The 17,051-nt window shown below is 75.7% G+C and carries 17 protein-coding genes; 11 read left to right on the top strand and 6 right to left on the bottom strand.

The features are described from left to right. Positions 1-3: 3 nt before the first annotated feature. The 7 genes from ACIA6B_RS05895 to ACIA6B_RS05865 are packed head-to-tail and all read left to right on the top strand — an operon-like array spanning position 4 to position 6,189. Positions 4-933: a TetR/AcrR family transcriptional regulator gene (locus ACIA6B_RS05895; protein ID WP_396771408.1), complete on the top strand. Its 930-nt coding sequence runs from the start codon at positions 4-6 to the stop codon at positions 931-933. A 49-nt stretch (positions 934-982) separates the two neighbouring features. Beyond that, positions 983-1,477, top strand: coding sequence for a YbaK/EbsC family protein (locus ACIA6B_RS05890; RefSeq protein WP_396771406.1), 495 nt, complete (start codon positions 983-985; stop codon positions 1,475-1,477). Then, positions 1,474-2,205: a monooxygenase gene (locus ACIA6B_RS05885; protein WP_396771404.1), complete on the top strand. Its 732-nt coding sequence runs from the start codon at positions 1,474-1,476 to the stop codon at positions 2,203-2,205. Before ACIA6B_RS05890 ends, ACIA6B_RS05885 begins: the two co-directional genes overlap by 4 nt. Next, positions 2,202-2,762 carry an N-acetyltransferase gene (locus ACIA6B_RS05880; protein ID WP_281936637.1) on the top strand — a complete coding sequence of 187 codons (561 nt, stop codon included), beginning with the start codon at positions 2,202-2,204 and terminating at the stop codon, positions 2,760-2,762. Before ACIA6B_RS05885 ends, ACIA6B_RS05880 begins: the two co-directional genes overlap by 4 nt. Further along, a complete protein-coding gene (locus tag ACIA6B_RS05875) occupies positions 2,759-3,565 on the top strand; it encodes a carotenoid biosynthesis protein (RefSeq protein WP_396771402.1) in 807 nt (268 codons plus the stop codon). The genes ACIA6B_RS05880 and ACIA6B_RS05875 overlap by 4 nt, the downstream gene beginning before the upstream one ends. Further along, the gene (locus ACIA6B_RS05870) at positions 3,562-4,689 is read left to right on the top strand and encodes a glycosyltransferase (RefSeq protein WP_396771400.1); all 1,128 of its coding nucleotides are present in this window, start codon (positions 3,562-3,564) and stop codon (positions 4,687-4,689) included. Before ACIA6B_RS05875 ends, ACIA6B_RS05870 begins: the two co-directional genes overlap by 4 nt. 12 nt (positions 4,690-4,701) lie before the next feature. Then, positions 4,702-6,189 carry a phytoene desaturase family protein gene (locus ACIA6B_RS05865; RefSeq protein WP_396771398.1) on the top strand — a complete coding sequence of 496 codons (1,488 nt, stop codon included), beginning with the start codon at positions 4,702-4,704 and terminating at the stop codon, positions 6,187-6,189. A 63-nt stretch (positions 6,190-6,252) separates the two neighbouring features. On the opposite strand, the gene ACIA6B_RS05860 is transcribed toward ACIA6B_RS05865, so the two are convergent. Next, complete coding sequence (locus ACIA6B_RS05860) at positions 6,253-6,942, bottom strand: CDP-alcohol phosphatidyltransferase family protein (RefSeq protein ID WP_396771396.1); 690 nt, start codon at positions 6,940-6,942, stop codon at positions 6,253-6,255. A 49-nt stretch (positions 6,943-6,991) separates the two neighbouring features. Beyond that, on the bottom strand, positions 6,992-7,909 hold the full coding sequence (gene metF, locus ACIA6B_RS05855) for a methylenetetrahydrofolate reductase [NAD(P)H] (protein ID WP_396771394.1): 918 nt from the start codon (positions 7,907-7,909) through the stop codon (positions 6,992-6,994). 222 nt (positions 7,910-8,131) lie between these two features. Here metF and ACIA6B_RS05850 point away from each other — a divergent pair, with 222 nt between their 5' ends. Both ACIA6B_RS05850 and ACIA6B_RS05845 read left to right on the top strand, forming a co-directional pair. After that, the gene (locus ACIA6B_RS05850; RefSeq protein WP_396771392.1) at positions 8,132-8,971 is read left to right on the top strand and encodes a helix-turn-helix domain-containing protein; all 840 of its coding nucleotides are present in this window, start codon (positions 8,132-8,134) and stop codon (positions 8,969-8,971) included. A 9-nt stretch (positions 8,972-8,980) separates the two neighbouring features. After that, positions 8,981-10,063, top strand: a complete 1,083-nt coding sequence (locus tag ACIA6B_RS05845; RefSeq protein ID WP_396771390.1) for a polyprenyl synthetase family protein — start codon at positions 8,981-8,983, stop codon at positions 10,061-10,063. Between the two features lie 175 nt (positions 10,064-10,238). On the opposite strand, the gene ACIA6B_RS05840 is transcribed toward ACIA6B_RS05845, so the two are convergent. Beyond that, positions 10,239-10,619: an Rv2175c family DNA-binding protein gene (locus ACIA6B_RS05840; protein ID WP_107159866.1), complete on the bottom strand. Its 381-nt coding sequence runs from the start codon at positions 10,617-10,619 to the stop codon at positions 10,239-10,241. Between the two features lie 143 nt (positions 10,620-10,762). Here ACIA6B_RS05840 and pknB point away from each other — a divergent pair, with 143 nt between their 5' ends. Next, on the top strand, positions 10,763-12,748 hold the full coding sequence (gene pknB / locus ACIA6B_RS05835; protein ID WP_396771388.1) for a Stk1 family PASTA domain-containing Ser/Thr kinase: 1,986 nt from the start codon (positions 10,763-10,765) through the stop codon (positions 12,746-12,748). Then, positions 12,745-13,623 (top strand): deoxyribonuclease IV, encoded by an 879-nt coding sequence (locus ACIA6B_RS05830; protein ID WP_396771385.1) that lies wholly within the window; start codon positions 12,745-12,747, stop codon positions 13,621-13,623. The genes pknB and ACIA6B_RS05830 overlap by 4 nt, the downstream gene beginning before the upstream one ends. Positions 13,624-13,840: 217 nt before the next feature. Here the strand turns inward: ACIA6B_RS05830 and ACIA6B_RS05825 are convergent, their stop codons facing one another. The 3 genes from ACIA6B_RS05825 to ACIA6B_RS05815 all read right to left on the bottom strand — a co-directional run bounded on the left by ACIA6B_RS05825 (position 13,841) and on the right by ACIA6B_RS05815 (position 16,912). Then, entirely contained in the window at positions 13,841-14,860 is a 1,020-nt protein-coding gene (locus ACIA6B_RS05825) for a threonine aldolase family protein (protein ID WP_396771383.1), read from the bottom strand. Positions 14,861-14,919: 59 nt separating this feature from the next. Beyond that, positions 14,920-16,326, bottom strand: a complete 1,407-nt coding sequence (locus tag ACIA6B_RS05820; protein ID WP_281936657.1) for a class II 3-deoxy-7-phosphoheptulonate synthase — start codon at positions 16,324-16,326, stop codon at positions 14,920-14,922. A 91-nt stretch (positions 16,327-16,417) separates the two neighbouring features. Continuing rightward, positions 16,418-16,912: a hypothetical protein gene (locus ACIA6B_RS05815; RefSeq protein WP_396771381.1), complete on the bottom strand. Its 495-nt coding sequence runs from the start codon at positions 16,910-16,912 to the stop codon at positions 16,418-16,420. Positions 16,913-17,051 lie beyond the last annotated feature (139 nt).

Below are 17,051 nucleotides of genomic sequence, written 5' to 3'. Positions count from 1 at the left end.
CTCGTGGGGACCGGTGGGGTCGACAAGAAGCGGCTGTTCGAGTTGCTCTGGGGCACGCCCGTCGGGCCCCGGCGCGGGCCGCGTCCCACGCTCTCCCCCGCCGTCGTGGCCCGCGCCGGCATCGCCGTCGCCGACGCGGACGGGCTCGACGGGCTGACCATGCAGCGGGTCGCCGAGTCGCTGGCGGTGACCAAGATGGCGCTCTACCGCTACGTGCCGGGCCGGGCCGAGCTGGTCGCCCTGATGCTGGACGCGGCGCTGGGCGAGCCACCCCCGGCCCCGGCCGTCGACCCGGGCGCACCCGACGCACCGGCGGGGACGCGGGGTGAGCCGACGCCGGCCCCGCGCCCCGACCGGGCCGCGCCCGGTGTGCCGGCGCCGGCCGGGGCGGGCTGGCGCGGGCAGCTCGACGACTGGACCCGGCGGCTGGTCGAGCGGTTCCGCCGGCATCCCTGGGCGCAGGCGGCGGCCGTCGGCGCGCGGCTGCCCGGCCCGAACGAGCTGGCCTGGGTGGAGCGCGTCGTCGCCGCGCTCGCCGGCACCGGGCTCACCGCGTCCGAGCGGCTCGACGTGGCCACGCTGCTGGTCGGGCACGCCCGCAACCTGGCCGGCCTCCCGCCCGGGTCCGGCCGGGAGGCGGCGTTCGCCGCGCTGGTGCACGGCCGCGAGGACCGTTTCCCGGCCCTCGCCGCCGCCCTGTCCGACCCCGCCCCCCGACCCGACCCCGCCCCCCTGTCCACCGCCCCCGCCCGCGACTCCCCCACCACCCCCGACCCCACCCTGGACTTCGGCCTGGCCCGCATCCTCGACGGCATCCAGGCCCTGCTCCACACCCGCACCCCGAACCCGCACCCGCACGCCACCCGCCACCCACCGGTCGATCCCGAGGTCGACGGTCCGACCCACCGAGGGGCGACACCGCCAACCTCATGATCAACGCACCCGGGTCCGGCCGGGGACCGGGTGGGGGCAGAATCGGGGCATGCAGTCACAGCCACATCCGAACGTGCGGGCGGTGCAGCGGGCGCTCGACGACGCGGGAGCACGGGACGGGTCCGGCCGGGCCAGCGCCGTCCGGCTGCTGCCCGAGGCGGTGCACACCGCCGCCGCGGCGGCGGCGGCGCTCGGCGTCGACGTCGGCGCCATCGCCAACTCGCTGGTCTTCGACGCGGACGGCAAGCCGCTGCTGGTGCTCACCTCCGGCGCGCACCGGGTGGACACCGCCAAGCTGGCCGCCACGCTGGGCGTGACCCACCTGCGCCGGGCCACCCCCGACTTCGTCAGGCGGCACACCGGGCAGGTGATCGGCGGGGTCGCCCCGATCGGCCACCCCGGGCCGCTGCGCACCCTTGTCGACACCGCCCTCGAGGGGTACCCGGAGCTGTGGGCGGCCGGCGGCGTGCCACAGGCGGTCTTCCCCACCACGTACGCGGAACTGCTGCGGATCACCGGCGGCGACCCGGCCGGGGTGGCGTGAACCCCGACCTGGTCACGCTGCACGTGTGGCGCGTCCCCCGGCGGGCCGTGCCCGGGGCGCTGGCCCGGATGGCGACCCACCCGGCGCGGCTGCGCCGGCTGTCCGGCGTCCGCTTCGCCAAGCTGCTCGGCACCGGGACCGGCACCGGCTTCGGGCCGGGCGACGCCGACCTGACCCGGTGGGCCGCGCTGGTGGTCTGGGACTCCCCGGCCGACGCGGACCGCTTCGACGCCTCCCCGGTCGCCCGCTCCTGGGCCCGGATCGCCGACGCCGCCGTGCGGGTGGACCTGCGCCCGCTGACCAGTCGGGGCCGGTGGTCCGGCCGGGAGCCGTTCGGCACCCCGACCGGCGGCCGGGTCACCGGGCCGGTGCTGGCGCTGACCCGGGCCCGACTGCGGGCCCGTCGGGCGGCCACGTTCTGGCGGGCCATCCCGCCGGTCGCCGGTGAGCTGCACGCCGCGCCGGGGCTGCTCGCCCGGTTCGGCGTCGGCGAGGCGCCGCTGGGCTGGCAGGGCACGGTGAGCGTGTGGCGTGATCCGGCGGACCTCGTCGCGTTCGCGTACCGTTCCCCCGAGCACCGCGCCGCGATCACCCGTACCCCCACCGAGGGCTGGTACGCGGAGGAACTGTTCGCGCGGTTCGCGGTGGGCGACGTCCGCGGCGACCGTACGGTGCTCGGCTGGGTCGCCGCCGAGGGCGACCCCGACTCCGCGAGAGGGAACGCATGAGGCTGGTGCGGTGGACGCCGAACGACCTGGTCCGGCGACTGGACGACGTGGTCGCCGTCTACGGCGAGGCGATGGGCTACCGCGCCGACCTGCTGGAGGCCCGGCGCGGCTACATCGCCACCCACGTCCGCCGGCCCGGGTTCCGGGCCGTCGCCAGCCTGACCACCGAGGGGCACCTGGCCGGCTTCGGGTACGGCTACCTCGGCGCCACCGGCCAGTGGTGGCACGACCAGGTGTACCGGGCGTTGAACGCGCAGGCCCGGCAACGCTGGCTGGCCCGCCCGTTCGAGGTGGTCGAGCTGCACGTCCGCCCGCCCGCGCAGGGGCACGGTGTGGGCGCCCGTCAGCTCCGCGCGCTGCTCACCATGGCCGAGGGCGACACCACGCTGCTCTCCACCCCGGAGGCGGACGAGCAGGCGTCGCGGGCGTGGCGGCTCTACCGCCGGTTCGGCTTCGTCGACGTGCTGCGGCACTTCCACTTCCCCGGCGACGAGCGGCCGTTCGGCGTGCTCGGCCGGGACCTGCCGCTGCCCGCCCCCGAGCCGGGGACGACATGAGCCGCGCCCGGGTGCCCTGGGCGCTGCTGGCCGTGCTGGTCCTCGCCCAGATCTGCTACCCGCTCACCGGCGGCACGACCCGCGCCGGGCTGACCGTGGCCACCGTGGTGCTCGGCTGGCTGCTCTCCGTCGGCCACGCGCTGCTCACCCGGGGCGCCCGGGTCGCCGCCGCGCTTGTCGCGCTCGTCACCGGCGGCGGGTTCGCGGTCGAGGCGCTCGGCGTGGCCACCGGGTTCCCGTTCGGCAGCTACGACTACTCCGGCGAGCTGGGCCCGAAGCTGGCCGGCGTGCCACTGATCATCCCGCTGGCCTGGACCTGGATGGCCTGGCCGGCGTGGCTCACCGCGGTCCGGCTCACCCGCTCCCGCGCCGCCCGGGTCGCGCTCGCGGCGGTGGGGCTCGCGGCGTGGGACCTGTTCCTCGACCCGCAGATGGTGGCCGAGGGCTACTGGACCTGGCTCGACGCCACCCCGGCGCTGCCCGGCCTGCCCGGCATCCCGGTCAGCAACTATCTCGGCTGGCTGGGCTTCGCGGTGCTGCTCGCCGCCGCGCTGCCCCCGCTGGCCGGGCCGTCCGTCGACCGGGCGGACGGCCGGGACGGCCCGATGTTCGCGCTCTACCTCTGGACGTACGCCTCCAGCGTGCTGGCGCACGCGGTCTTCCTCCGGCTGCCCGCGTCCGCGCTGTGGGGCGCGGCCGGCATGGCGGTGGCCGCGGTGCCGCTGGCGGTGGTGCTGTGGCGGGCCCGACGCGACCGCGCCGCCGCCCCGGATCCCGCGCCCCGGGTCGACGCGCCGGCATGACCGCCGCGCTCGCGCTGGTGGTGGCGGTCGCCGCGCTCACCGGGCACACGCTCGTCAACGCCGTCGCCTGGCTACGCCGCCCGACCGGCGGCCCGGCCGAGGTGACCGAGCCGGTGGCGGTGCTGCTGCCGCTGCGCGACGAGGCCGAGCGGGTCACCCCGTGCCTGCGCGCGCTGCTCGCCCAGCGCGGCGTGCCCGGGCTGCGGATCGTGGTGCTCGACGACGGGTCAGGCGACGGCACCGCCGACGTGGTCCGCGCGGTGGCCGGCGCCGATCCCCGGGTCACGCTGCGCAGCGGCGTCGCGCCACCGCCCGGCTGGCTGGGCAAGCCGCACGCCTGCTGGCAGCTCGCCAGCCGCGTCGACCCGGAGCCGACCGTGCTGGCGTTCGTCGACGCCGACGTGGTGCTCACCCCGTACGCGGTCGCGGCGGCGGTGACCGAGTTGCGCGCGGCCGGCGCGACGCTGCTGTCGCCGTACCCCCGGATCGTGGTGCGGACGGCGGCCGACCGACTGGTGCAGCCGCTGTTGCAGTGGTTGTGGCTGACGTTCCTGCCGCTGCGCGCGATGGAACGCTCGCGGCGGCCCTCGCTGGCCGCCGCCGGCGGGCAGTTCCTGGTCGTGGACCGGGCCGGCTACCTGCGGGCCGGCGGGCACGCGGCGGTGGCCGACAAGGTGCTGGAGGACATCGAGCTGGCCCGGGCGGTGAAACGATCCGGCGGGCGGATCGCGCTGGCCGACGGCTCCCGGCTCGCCTCCTGCCGGATGTACGACGACTGGCCGCAGCTACGCGACGGCTACACCAAGTCGCTCTGGGCCTCGTTCGGGCATCCGGCCGGCGCGGCCGTCGTGCTGGCCCTGCTGCTCCTGCTCTACACCGCGCCGCCGCTGCTGGCCGTGGCCGCGCTGGTGGCCGGCGCGCCGACGGTGGCCGGGGTGGCGGTCGGCGCCTACCTGGCCGGCGTCGCGGGACGCGTGGTCAGCGCCCGGGCCACCGGCGGTCGGGCCTGGCCCGACGCGCTGGCGCACCCCGTGTCGGTCGTGGTCCTGGGTTGGCTGACCGTCCGGTCGTACCATCTGCGGAAGCGACGCCGGCTCACCTGGCGGGGTCGCCCGGTCACCTAGGAGGGGCACCCCATGGCGCGCATCGTGGTCATCGGCGCCGGCGTGGGCGGGCTCGCCACCGCCGCCCGGCTCGCGGTCACCGGGCACGAGGTCACCGTCCTGGAACGGGCCGGCACGGTCGGCGGCAAACTCGGCCGCTACACGCACCACACCCCGGAGGGGGCGTGGCGCTTCGACACCGGGCCGAGCCTGGTCACCCTGCCGCAGGTCTTCTCCGACCTGTTCGAGGCCACCGGCGCGAAGCTCGACGAGTACCTCGACCTGGTCCCGCTGGACCCGATCGTGCGGCACGTCTTCCCCGGTGGCGGTCCCGCACTGGACTCGTGCGCCGACCCGGACGAGTTCGCCGCGCGGATCGGCGCCGTGTTCGGCGACCGGTCCGCCGCCGACTGGCGGCGGCTGTGGCGTCGGGCCGAGCGGGTCTGGGCGGCCTCGCACCGGGACATCCTGCGCCGCACCGTGGACTCGCCGCGTGACCTGGCCGCGCTGGCCTGGCGGCTGGGTGACCTCGCCGCCATCGGTCCCGGCCGCACGCTGCGCGGGCTGGGCCGCAGCCACCTGTCCGACCGGCGGCTGCGGATGCTGCTGGACCGGTACGCCACCTACACCGGCGCCGACCCGCGCCGCGCGCCGGCCGCGCTGGTCGCCGTGCCCTACGCCGAGCTGGCGTACGGCGGCTGGTACCTGCGCGGCGGGCTGGGCACGCTCGCCGACGCGCTGCTGTCGCGCTGCCTGGACCTGGGCGTGCGGATCCGCACCGGCGCGGCGGTCACCGGCATCGACGCGGCCGGCGGCCGGGTGCACGGGGTACGCGTCGCCGGGTCCGCCGCGCCGGTCCCCGCCGACGTGGTGGTGGCCAACACCGACGCGCTCACCGTCTACCGGGACCTGCTGCCCGACCCGCGCCGGCTGGCCGCGCTCACCGACCGCAGCCTGGCCGGTTTCGTGCTGCTGCTCGGGGTGCGCGGCGACTCCGGGCTGGCCCACCACAACGTCTTCTTCCCGCGCGACTACGACGCCGAGTTCGACGCCGTGTTCGGCGCTCCCGGTCGCGGCGTACGGGCCCGCCCGGCGCCCGACCCGACCGTGTTCGTCACCGCCGCCGACGACCCGGCGGTCCGACCAGACGGCCACGAGGCGTGGTTCGTGCTGGTCAACGCACCCCGGCACGGCACCGCCCCGGACGCGGTGGACTGGCGGCGGCCGGGGCTGGCCGAGGCGTACGCGGACCGGATCCTGGACGTGCTGGCCGAGCGCGGCGTGGACGTCCGGGACCGGCTGGTGTTCTCGGAGATCCGCACCCCGGCCGACCTGGACGCGGCCACCGGCGCGCCGGGCGGGGCGATCTACGGCACCGCGGGCGGGCTGCTGCGCCCGGCCAACCGGGGCCCGGTGGCCGGCCTGTGGCTGGTCGGCGGCTCCACCCACCCCGGCGGCGGCCTCCCCATGGTGACCCTCTCCGCGGAGATAGTCGCCGACGCCATCGGCCCCGCGTGGTAAGGAGGGGGCCCGCTCAACGTTTTCGGTAGGGGCGGGCCCCCCGCTCAACACCTCGGCGGGCGGTCAGCCGGCGTCGACGAGGGCGCGGCGGACCGCGGCGAGCAACTGCCCGAGCCCGAAGCCGGCGAGCAGCACCCAGACCGTGGTGGCCATGGTGATGGTGCCGGCGGTCAGGTCGGCGTCGATCAGCCCGGTGAGCCCGGCGACCAGCAGCCCGACCAGGGCCACCGAGACCCGGGTGGGCCGCTCCCCCACGGTGACCGCGCCGATCTCCCGCATCCCGGCCGAGACGGACCGGGCCCGCACGTACTCGTGCAGCCAGGACAGGCCGCCGGCCGCCGCGACCAACGCGCCGGGCGCACCGAGCAGCCAGAACGCGACCAGCCAGGCCACCTCGCCGAGCCGGTCGGCGACCGAGTCGTAGACGTAGCCCAGCCGGGTGGTGCGGCCGGTGGCCACCGCCACCGCGCCGTCGACACTGTCCGCCACGGCGGCCAGCAGCACGAACAACGCGCCCAGGAACGGCCCGTCGCCGGCCCGCCCCACCGACAGGGGTACGCAGAAGCAGAGCAGCACCCCGAACACGGTCACCGCGGTCGGGCCGACGCGCAGCCGGCCCAGCACGAAGCCCACGTGATAGGCGAAGCGCAGCCAGGCGCGCACCACCGGCGCGGCGCTGCGGGGATCGAACCCACCGTGCAGCCGCGCCCACGCGGTCGCGTACTGGTCCCAGTTCAGCTGTGTGCCCACCACGGATCAACCGTAGAAGGGTGGCCCGGGTGTCGTGTGTGGCGGGTGGTCGTCACACCCGAGCGTCGGCCCGCAGCCGCTGCCACACCTCGCGGGTCGCGGTGGACCGGTTGAGCGTGATGAAGTGGATCCCCGGCACGCCCTCGTCCAGGAGCTTCCCGCACATCTCCCCGGCCTGTTCGACGCCGAGCCGGCGAACCGCCTCGGGGTCGTCGGCCACCCGCTCGAAGCGCTCGGCCAGCGCCCGCGGGAACGGCGCGCCGGAGAGCTGCACCGAACGCGCGATGGTGCCGATCTGGGTCACCGGCATCACCCCGGCGAGGATCGGGGTGTCGCAGCCGGCGGCGGCGACCCGGTCGCGCAGCCGCAGGTAGTCGTCGGCGTCGAAGAACATCTGGGTGATGGCGAACTCGGCGCCGGCCCGGCACTTGCGGACGAAGTGCGCGGTGTCGCTGTCCACGTCCGGCGAGCGCGGGTGCTTGTACGGGAAGGCGGCCACGCCGACGCTGAAGTCACCGCTGTCGCGGACCACGCGGACCAGGTCCTCGGCGTACCGGACGCCCTCGGGGTGCGCGATCCACTCGCCACCCGGGTCACCCGGCGGGTCACCCCGCACGGCGAGCACGTTGCGCACCCCGACCGAGGCCAGCCGGCCGATCACGTGGCGCAGCTCGGCGGTCGAGTGGTTGACGGCGGTGAGGTGCGCCATCGGCAGCAGCGTGGTCTCGGTGGCGATCCGTTCGGTCACCGCGACCGTGGTGTCCCGGGTCGAGCCGCCGGCGCCGTAGGTGATCGAGACGAACGAGGGACGCAGCGACTCCAGCTCGCGGATCGCCTGCCAGAGCAGCTTCTCCCCGGCGTCGGTCTTCGGTGGGAAGAACTCGAACGAGAAGGTCGGTTGGCCGTCACGGATCAGCTCCCCGATGGCCGGCTGGGGGTTGGGGAGGACCGAGGGTAGACCGAGCGCCACGGACCGACTGTAGCCGGACCGGACCGATGTGCCGAGAACCTTCCCAGTCCACGAACGGGTCGGTACCGGAACGTCGCACCCCCGGAGTAGGAACGACGGCAGCGCGGTGGGGCGGCGGGTGGCCGGCCCGGGGGCCCGCGCGGGGGTCGCCCGACGGCGACGCGCCGGTGCGGCACGGCCGGGCGTCCGCGTCGCCACCGAGCCGTCGCCCCGGAGGTCCCGATGTCCCCGTCCCCGCCGTCCGGCCCCCGCCAGCTCGGGCCGCTCCTGGCCGAGTTACGGGCCGCCCGCGGCTGGAGCCAGCAGCGGATCGCCGCCGAGCTGTGCGCCGCCGCCGGCGTGCCCACGCTCACCCGGCACGAGGTGTCCCGGTGGGAGCGCCAACTCCGGCTTCCCGGCGACTTCTGGTCCGTCTGGCTGGCCCGGGTCCTCGGCGTCCCGGGGGAGCTGATCACCGAGGCCGCAGCCCGCAGCCGCCGGCTCCGCCGAGGACCGGCCGGCGGCCGGCCCGAACCGGCCACCAGCTCCACCGATGCGACCGGTGCGACCGGTCGCCTGCCCGAGCCGGCCACCAGCTCCACCGGTGCGACTGGTGCGACCGGTCACCTGCCCGAGCCGGCCACCGGACCCGCCGGTGTGACCGATGCGACCGGTCACCTGCCCGAGCCGGCCACCAGACCCGCCGGTGTGACCGACGCGACCGGTCACCTGCCCGAGCCGGCCACCGGACCCGCCGGTGCGACCGACGCGACCGGTCGCCCCGGCCCGGACCGGGCCGGTAACCCGGCCGCCGGTCCGCCGCCCGGACCCGGGCCCACCGGTGCATCCGATGCGACCGATGCCGCCGATGCCGCCGGTCGGCCCGCGCGGGCCCGGGGCGGCACCCGGGCCGCCGGTCATCCGGGTCGGCGCTCCGGCGCCCGCCGGGGTCGCCCGCGTCCACCCGCCCGTACCGGCCGACCCCCGCAGCCGGGCGGGCCCGGGACGGGGCGGGCACGGGCCGTCCCACGCCGGACGGCGCGCCGGGGCGGCGACGAGGCGGGTCCGGCGGGAACCGACTAGCGTCGTGGCGTGACCCACGCTGCTCCCGTCTCCCCCGTCGACCGCGCCGGCCTGCGCCAGCGGATCGACAAGGCGCTCACCGAGTTCCTCGCCGGCCAGCGCGCCTGGCTGACCACCGTCGACGACGGTCTGCTGCCGGTCGCCGAGGCGATCGAGGCATTTGTGCTGGGTGGCGGGAAGCGGCTGCGCCCGGCGTTCGGCTACTGGGGCTTCCGGGGGGCCGGTGGAGTCGACTCCGACCAGGTCGTCGCCACCCTGGCCGCGCTGGAGTTCGTCCAGGCCAGTGCGCTGATCCACGACGACCTGATGGACCGGTCGGACACCCGGCGGGGGGAGCCGGCGGTGCACCGGCGGTTCGCCGCCCGGCACCGCGCGGCGGGCTGGGGCGGCGACGCCGACTCCTTCGGCGACGCCGCGGCGATCCTGCTGGGCGACCTCTGCCTGGTCTGGTCCGACGAGTTGCTGCACTCCGCCGGCCTGCCCCCGGCGACGGTGGCGCGGGCGCGGCCGGTCTTCGACGAGATGCGCACCGAGGTGACCGTCGGGCAGTACCTGGACGTGCTGACCCAGGCCACCGGCGACACCTCGCTGGAGCGGGCCGGCAAGGTGGCCCGGTACAAGTCGGCGAAGTACACCGTCGAGCGTCCGCTGCTGCTGGGCGCCGCGCTGGCCAACGCCCCGGCCGAGGTGCACGCGGCCTATTCGGCGTACGGGTTGCCGCTGGGTGAGGCGTTCCAGCTCCGCGACGACGTGCTGGGGGTGTTCGGCGACCCGGAGCGCACCGGCAAGCCGGCCGGCGACGACCTGCGCGAGGGCAAGCGGACGTACCTGGTGGCGGCCGCGCTGGAGACGCTCGACCCGGCCGGCCGGGAGCTGCTGCTGGCCGGTCTCGGCGAGCCGGGTCTGGACGCCGCTGGGGTGACCCGGCTCCGTGAGCTGATCACCGCGAGCGGCGCGCTGGAGCGCACCGAGCGCCGGATCGCCACGCTGACCGAGAGCGCGCTGGCCGCGCTGACCGCCGTCGACCTGGACACCGAGGCCCGTCAGGCCCTGGTCGACCTGGCCATCGCCGCCACCCGCCGCGCCGACTGACCCCACCCGGCCCCCACCCTCACCCTCACCCCCACCCAAGATCCGCGCAGATTCACGGAAAGCGTGGCTGTCGAGCGCGAAATGAGCACGCTTTCCGTGAATCTGCGGGGCCGGTGGGGTGGGGCGGGTGGACGAGGACGTGGGGTGGGGTGGGTTGGGGCGGCGTGGGGTGGGGTTAGAAGGCGACGGCCTGGGCTCGGCGCTTGACCTCGCGGGCCAGGTCGCCGGAGAGGGCGGCGGCGGGCGTGCCGGGGAGGGACGGGTCCTCCCGGTAGAGCCAGCGCAGCGCCTCCTCGTCGTCGTACCCGGCGTCGGCGAGCAGGTTGAGCACGCCGGGTAGGTGCTTGAGCACGATGTGGTTGGCCACCAGGTCGGCCGGGATCCGGCGGACGCCGTCGCGGCGTACCGCGAGCAGTTCCCGGTCCCGGATCATCTGGTGCACCTTGCTGATCGGCAGGTCGAGGCGCTCGGCCACGTCCGGCAGCGTCAGCCAGCCGGCCGGGTCGGTCGGTCCGGGCAGGTCGGCACCGGTCTCGGCGGGTACGGAATCGGTCACCAGAACACCCTGCCACGCGCCCGGCGCACCCGGCGCACGGCACCCCCGGACCGGCCCGTGGCGTGTGGCGGTCCACCCGGGTCGTACCCCGGCGGTAGCATCCTGTTCAACCTTCACCCTCCCGACACATAGACTGCCTGCCGATGGACACACAGGTCGCCGACACGTTGCTGGGCTCGCTGATCGACGGGCGCTACCGCATTCGCGGTCGCGTGGCTCGTGGCGGCATGGCGACCGTGTACACCGCCACCGACGAGCGCCTGGAGCGCACCGTGGCGGTCAAGATCATTCATCCCACCCAGGCGCCACAGGCGCGGGCCCGGATGGCCGGCTTCGTCGAGCGCTTCACCGACGAGGCGAAGACCATCGCCCGGCTCACCCACCCGAACGTGGTCGCGGTCTACGACCAGGGCATCCACGCCGGCCTGCCGTATCTGGTCATGGAGTACGTCCGTGGCCGCACGCTGCGCGACGTGCTCGCCGAGCGGCGGCGGCTCCGCCCGGACGAGGCGCTCGCCATCGCCGAGCAGATGCTCGCCGCGATCGCCGCCGCGCACCGGGCCGGTCTCGTGCACCGCGACGTCAAGCCGGAGAACGTCCTGGTCGCCGAGGCGCCCACCGGCGCCGGCGGCAACCTCGTCGACAGCGTGGTCAAGGTGGCGGACTTCGGGCTGGCGCGGGCCGTCGAGGCCAGCGCCGAGGAGGACAACGGCAACCAGCTCATGGCAACCGTGGCCTATGTGGCGCCGGAGCTGGTCACCCAGGGGCACGCCGATCCGCGCACCGACGTCTACTCGGCCGGCATCGTGCTGTTCGAGATGCTCACCGGCCGGGTGCCCTACGACGGCGACCGTCCGGTGGAGGTCGCCTGGCAGCACGTCGACCGGGACGTGCCGGCGCCGTCGACCCTGGTCCCGGCGCTGCCGCCGGTCCTCGACGCGCTCGTCGCCCGAGCCACCCGACGGGACCCGGCGGCCCGCCCGGCCGACGCCGGGGCGCTGCTGACCGAGGTGCGGTCCGCCCGCGAGGAGCTGGGCGACCCGCACGCGCACACCGCGGTGCTGCGCCAGCTCAGCGACGACACGGCCGTGTTGAGCCAGCCGACCCAGGTGGTGGCCGCCGTCCGCCCGGCCGAGCGACCGGCCTGGGCCCGGCTGCCGGAGGGGGGCGGCGCACAGCAGCCGCACCGGCGGCGTGCCGACGAGCCGGCGGGGCCGGGTGACCGGCTGGCCGCCCTGCGTACCCGGATCATGGGCTCGCCGCGCGGTCGGCTGGCGGTCGCCGCGGTGGTCGTGGTGCTCGGCCTGGTGGCCGCGGTCGGCGGCTGGTGGTTCGGGGTGGGCCGGTACACGGTCGCGCCGCAACTGGTGAGCCTGACCAAGGTCGAGGCGGAGGCGCAGGCCCAGCGCGGCGGCTTCACGCTGCGCTACGCCGACGCCCGCTACGACGAGAAGGTGCCCAAGGACACCGTGCTCGGGCAGGCGCCGGGCTCGGCCGCCCGGATCGTCAAGGGCGGCACCATCACGCTGACGCTGTCCCTCGGTCCGGAGCGACTGCCGGTGCCGGACGTGGTGGGCAAGGACTTCGAACTCGCCCAGACCGAGCTGACCGACGCGAAGCTGGTCCCGGCCAAGGGCGCCTCCCGCTACGACGACGCGTTGCCGGCCGGGGTGGTGCTGGCCACCGACCCCAAGGTGGGCACCGTGGTCAAGCCCGGGGCGAAGGTGACGCTGATCCTCAGCAAGGGCCGCGCCCCGGTGACCGTGCCCAACCTGGTCGGCAAGAACATCAACGAGGCCCGGGGCATCCTCGGGAAGCTCGGGCTGACGGCGGAGGAGAACTACAAGGACTCCGACAAGCCGAAGGACGAGATCCTCGGCCAGAGCCCGGCCGACGGCACCGGCGTGGAGAAGGGCGCGAAGGTCAAGCTGGAGATCAGCAAGGGTCCGCCCCAGGTGGCCGTCCCCCGCGTCGTCGACATGCCCTGCCAGCAGGCCAAGCAGACGCTGGAGAGCCAGGGCTTCCCGGTCAACATCCAGCTCAACCCGAACGGCGTGGCCCGGCTGCAGAACCCGGCCGAGAACACGCCGGTGCCACCGGGCACCACGGTCACGGTGACCTGCCTGTGAGCCCGACGGAGGCGACCGGCGGGCGTCGGCGGGTGGGCTCGCACACGCCCACCTCGGGTGGGCTGGCGCGGGCGGCCCTGCCGTACGCCGAGGCAGCCGCGTCCGAGGTGGTGCAGGTCTACGTCTCCAACTCGCGGGGCTGGGCGCTGCCGGCGGGCGACCCGGCGCAGGACGCGTTGTTCCGCGACGGCTGCGGCGAGCGTGGCCTGCCGGTGTTCATCCACGCCTCGCTGCTGGTCAACCTCGGCTCCCCCACTCCGGCGACGGTCACCCGGTCGGCCGAGACGCTGGCCCACGCGCTGCGCCGGGGCCGGGCCATCGGCGCCGAGGGCGTGGTGTTCCACGCGGGCAGCTCCGTCGACGCCGGGCACGCGGAGGCGGCGCTGCGGCAGGTCCGGGAGTCGCTGCTCCCACTGCTGGACGAGACCGCGGCTGTCGGCGGGCCGATGCTGCTGGTCGAGCCGAGCGCCGGGGGCGGCCGGTCGCTGGCCTCCCGGGTCGAGCACCTCGGCCCCTACCTGGACGCGGTGGACCGGCATCCGATGCTCGGGGTCTGCTTCGACACCTGTCACGCCTGGGCCGCCGGGCACGACCTGGCCGCCGAGGGCGGCATGACCGCCACGCTGGACACGCTGGTCGCCACCGTGGGCGCCGACCGGCTGCGGCTGGTGCACGCCAACGACTCGAAGGACCTGTGCGGCTCCACCCGGGACCGGCACGAGAACATCGGCAAGGGCAGCATCGGCGAGCCGGCGTTCGCGGAACTGATGCGCCATCCGGCGACCGCCGGCGTGCCGGTGCTCGTGGAGACGCCCACGGAGAAGCACGTCGGCCACGCCGCCGACATCGCCACCCTCAGGCGCCTGCACCCCTGACCGGGACCGGAGCACACCCGCCGACCGCCCAGGGCCTGCCGCCCGGCCGCCCCGCAACGTTGATCAAGGAGTTTGCGTCCCGATCAGCGCCGGAACCGACCCGAACTCCTTGATCACCGGGGCGGCGCGGAGCGCCGGTCAGGCACGGCGCGCCGGCCAGGCGCGGAGCGCCGGTCAGGCACGGCGCGCCGGTCAGGCACGGCGCGCCTGGCGGCGGTCAGGCGCGCAGGGCGGCGGTCAGGATCTCGGCGGCGCGGTCGACCTGGGTGTCGGTGACGTCCAGGTGGGTGACCAGCCGGGCGGTCCGCGGGCCGAGCACCGAGATCAACAGGCCCTCCGCCCGGGCCGCGTCCGCGAGGGCGTGCGCGTCGAGCGGATGCTTGGTGAGGTCCAGCGGCACGATGTTGGTCCGCACGCCGGCCGCGAGCACGCCGTGCGGGGCGACCGCCTCGGCCAGCCGGGCGGCCTTGGCGTGATCGTCGGCGAGCCGCTCGACATGGTGCGCCAGCGCGTACCGGCCGGCGGCGGCGAGGACGCCGACCTGCCGCATGCCGCCGCCCATCCGCTTGCGCAGGAACCGGGCTCGGGCGATCTTCTCGGCGCTGCCCACCACCAGCGAGCCGACCGGCGCACCGAGGCCCTTGGAGAGGCAGACCGAGAGCGTGTCGAACAGCGCGCCGTACTCGGCCAGCGGCACCCCGTCGGCCACGTGCGCGTGCCAGATCCGGGCGCCGTCGCAGTGCAGCGCCACCCCGTGCTCGTCGGCGACCTCGCGCATCCGGCGCAGCGTCGACAGCGGGATCACCCCGCCGCCGCCCCGGTTGTGGGTCTGCTCGACCGCGATCGCCCGGGTCGGCACCGCGAAGTAGCCGTCCGGCCGGATCATCCCGACGACCAGGTCGGGGTCCAGCTCCGCGCCGACCGCCGGCCAGGTTCGGGTGGAGATCCCGGAGTACGCCGCCGCGGCGCCGACCTCGTACGTGACCACGTGCGCGTCGGCGTCGCAGAGCAGCTCGTCACCGGCAGGGACGAGCAACTGGAGCGCGAGCTGGTTGGCCATCGAGCCGCTCGGGGCGAACAGCGCCGCCTCGTGCCCGAACCGGGCGGCCACCTCGGCCTCGAGCGCGGTGACGGTCGGGTCCTCGCCGTAGACGTCGTCGCCCACCTCGGCGCTGGCCATCGCCTCCCGCATCGCCGGCGTCGGCCGGGTCACGGTGTCCGTCCGAAGATCGATCACACTATCCACGGTATTCCCTCCGGCTGCCGACTGCGGGGCTCGCAAGCTCACTCCTCGCGTCAGCCACGGAGCATCTCCGCCACCAGGAACGCCAACTCCAGCGACTGCTGGGTGTTCAGGCGCGGGTCGCAGGCGGTCTCGTACCGGTCGGGCAGGTCGAGGTCCTCGATGCCCTGGGCGCCGCCCAGGCACTCGGTGACGTCCTCACCGGTCAGCTCGACGTGCAGGCCGCCCGGGTGGGTCTCCAGACCGCGGTGCACCTCGAAGTAGCCGAGCACCTCGTCGACGATCCGGTCGAAGTGCCGGGTCTTGTAGCCGTTGGAGGACTCGTGCGTGTTGCCGTGCATCGGGTCGCACTGCCAGACCACCTTGGCGCCGGTCGCGGTGACCTTGGCGACGATCGGTGGCAGGGCATCCCGGACCCGGTGGTTGCCCATCCGGCTGATCAGCGTGAGCCGGCCGGGGACATTGTCCGGGTTGAGCTTCTCGCACAGCTCGATCGCCTCGTCCGGCGTGGTGGTGGGGCCGAGCTTGACGCCGATCGGGTTGGCGATCCGGGAGATGAAGTCGATGTGCGCCCCGTCGATCTGCCGGGTCCGCTCGCCGATCCAGAGGAAGTGCCCGGACAGGCCGTACGCCCGGCGGTCGGAGATCCGGGTGAGAGCCCGGTCGTACTCCAGCGCGAGCGCCTCGTGGGAGCAGTAGAGCGTGACCGTGCGCAGGGCCTCCTCGTCGGTCATCCCGCAGGCCCGGATGAAGGCGATGGCGCGGTCGATCTCCCGGGCGATCGCCTCGTAGCGCTCACCGGCCGGGGACTGCCGGACGAAGTCCTTGTTCCAGTCGTGCACCGCGTGCAGGTCGGCCAGCCCTCCGGCCAGGTAGGCGCGCATCATGTTCATCGCGGCGGCCGAGTTCGCGTACGCCCGGATCATGCGCTGCGGGTCGGCGACCCGCGCCTCCGGCGTGGCCTCCAGCGAGTTGATCATGTCGCCGCGGTAGGCGGGCAGGCCGCGCGCGTCGGTGGGCAGCGACCGGGGCTTGGTGTACTGCCCGGCGACCCGGGCCACCTTGATCACCGGCAGCGACGCGCCGTAGGTGAGCACGATCGCCATCTGGAGCAGGGTGCGGGCGTTGGCCAGCAGGTGACTCTCGGTGTTGTCGGCGAACGTCTCCGCGCAGTCGCCGCCCTGGAGCAGGAACGCCTTGCCCTCGCAGACCAGGGCCAGTCGCCGCCGCAGCTGGTCGACCTCGTAGGGCGCGACCACGGACGGCACCGTGTCGAGCACGGTGCAGACCTCGGCGACCTGCGCGGGATCGTTCCACGGCGGGGTCTGCGCACGCGGCAACTCCCGCCAGCGGTCGAGGCCGAGGGCCACGTCCTCGGCGGAGTCGGCGGTCGGGCGGCTGGTCTGCAGACCAGTGCTGCCCACGGCGGGGTGACTCAGCTGATGCCACTCATGGCGCATGAAGGGAAGCGTACGGCGACCGCCCGGGACGCTCCACCCCGAGGGGGACGGTTCCGGTGCGTGGGAGATCCACGCCGGCCGGCGCCTCGGGTCAGGGCGTGCCGGCCGGCTGGGCGGAGTTGCCGCCCGGCGCCTCGCCGGCGATGCACCAGTCCGCGCCGGTGCGGGTGACCGTGAACAGCAGCGCGCGGGTGGCCGTCTCGGATCCGGCGGCGACCGTGATCGAGGCGCTCACCTCCTGGCCACGCGGCCCGGTCCGAACGTCGGTGATGGTGGCCTGCGGGACCGTGAAATGGTCGGCGAAGTCACCGTTGGGGCCGGTGGCGGCCGTGTCGAAGGCGGCCTGAAGCGGGGCGCAGAGCTGACTGCGGCCGGCGGCGACGTCGCGGGCGGCCAGCGCGTCGAGGTACGCCTGCACCCGCTCCCGGCTCTTGGTGGCCGCCTCCTGCGCCGGCGCCTGCTGGGTCGCGGACCCGGAGCCCCCGGCGCCCCCGGCGCTCTTGTCGTCGCCGCAGGCGGTCAGCGCGACCGGCAGGAGCGCGAGCACGACGGCGGCGGTCACCACCCTCCGGTGCTGCTGACCCATCGATCCTCCCATCGGCGCCGGGGCACCTGACGTGCCTGGTCGGCGAGTGTGTCACACCGGCCCGCGCCGGTCGCCGACCTCCCCCATCCTCGCCTCGATCGCCCTGTCCGGCCAGGCGGCGCGCCTGCCGGCCACGACC

The sequence above is a fragment of the Micromonospora sp. NPDC051141 genome, from assembly GCF_044455765.1.
Taxonomy (GTDB): domain Bacteria; phylum Actinomycetota; class Actinomycetes; order Mycobacteriales; family Micromonosporaceae; genus Micromonospora.
This window is presented reverse-complemented; position numbering and strand designations above follow the sequence as displayed.